At 73.9% G+C, this 1,364-nt stretch carries 1 protein-coding gene and 2 pseudogenes; all 3 read left to right on the top strand.

Features of this window, described 5'->3' with window-relative positions; genetic code table 11:
• Positions 1-295: 295 nt before the first annotated feature.
• Positions 296-511: pseudogene (locus AB0I73_RS41325) on the top strand (nicotinate phosphoribosyltransferase); the annotation flags it as partial.
• A gap of 187 nt (positions 512-698) precedes the next feature.
• On the top strand, positions 699-983 hold the full coding sequence (locus tag AB0I73_RS41320) for a DUF1876 domain-containing protein (RefSeq protein ID WP_363045521.1): 285 nt from the start codon (positions 699-701) through the stop codon (positions 981-983).
• A gap of 130 nt (positions 984-1,113) precedes the next feature.
• Positions 1,114-1,364: pseudogene (locus tag AB0I73_RS41315) on the top strand (Hsp20/alpha crystallin family protein); the annotation flags it as partial.

Raw genomic sequence — 1,364 nt, 5'->3', positions numbered from 1 at the left:
ACCGGCTCACCGGCCGCCGGGGGATGCCGCGCACCGGCCCGGTCACCCATGCCGTGATCCACCGCGTCGGCTGTCCGGTGGCGATCGTGCCGCACAACTGACGGCACGCCGGCGGAACCGCGCCGGGGGCCGGCCCCATGGCCTGAAGAACCGCTCATCAGGGACCTTCGGCCCTGTGCCCGAGGCCTGCCGCCGTTCGATGGTGGGAGGAGAGGCAGCGGGCGACCCGCTGGAGGCCCGGCGACGAGTCCGCGCAGTTCACCGCGCGTCCGGCGGGACCGAGAAGGTGGCGCTGATGTCCGATGCGACGACCACCGACCTGTACGAAGCGACGACGGCCGTGTCCCGTCTGTGGGAGAAGATGGCCGGCCCGGCGACGTTCAGCCTGTCCGTCCGCGATCTGCCCGTCGAGCGGGGCTTCCTGGTCGCGGCGGAGCTGGAGTCCGCCCTGGACCACCTGTCCGGCCCGCGGGTCGGCCCCGAGGACGTCCACGCCTTCGCCGCCGCGCTGCCGCCGACAGCCCGCCGGATCCGGGCCCCTGTGGCGCCCAGGGCGCTACGAGCGGCTGCGCGCGCCCTCGCCGACCGGGTCCGGCGCCGTATCGCACAGCGGACGGCGGCGCCCGCCGCACGGCACTGGACGTCCGGACGAACAGCGTCCGGGACACACCGCTCCGTACCGAGCTGAGGAGGAAGCGATGCCGCACACCGTGGAATGGAAGGTCCGCCTCTACCTCTTCGAGGACGGGAGAGTGACGAGGGCCCGTGCGGTGGTCGACACCGGGACCACGGTGCTCACCGGCCACGGGGCCACGCGCCGGAATCCGGCCGACGCGGAGGTGCCGGAGATCGGTGACGAGCTGGCGGCGGGCCGGGCCCTGCAGGACCTGGGCCGGCAGCTGGTGGACATCGCCGAGCGCGACATCGAGGGCACGGGCGCGGTCGGGCCGCGCCCCCGTCCGCCCGTCGGCTGGCCGACGTGACCGCAGTCCCCGCCCCGGCCGGGGGCAACCTCGTGAGCCCGGCACCTGTCGGGGAACCCGGCCCCGTGGGCAGCACATCCGTCTCCACCGGCGGGCGCACTGCCGGTCCAGGAGCCAAGGAGGACGACCGATGACACTTCCAGCACACCGCGGCAGGGGCTCGCTCCCCGGATGGGACCCCCTCCGGGAACTCGAGGACCTGCGCACCCGCATGGAACAGCTCATGCACTCCACCTTCCCCTTCCCCGGCCGCGGTTTTCCCGAGGCCGCGGCCGAGGAAGGGGCATGGGCGCCGTTGGCCGACGTCGAGGACACCCAGGACGCCTACCTGATGGAGCTGGAACTTCCCGGCGTGGACAAGGAGCAGATCAGCGTGGAGGT

Origin of the sequence: Streptomyces sp. NPDC050388, assembly GCF_040655635.1 — a bacterium.
In the GTDB taxonomy this organism is placed as follows: domain Bacteria; phylum Actinomycetota; class Actinomycetes; order Streptomycetales; family Streptomycetaceae; genus Streptomyces.
The sequence above is the reverse complement of the archived record's forward strand: the minus strand, read 5'-3'. Positions and strand labels throughout refer to the sequence as shown.

Excerpts from the sequence above, each read along its gene's own strand:
- AB0I73_RS41320 (WP_363045521.1), top strand. The coding sequence starts at position 699 with ATGCCGCACACCGTGGAATGGAAGGTCCGCCTCTACCTCTTCGAGGAC.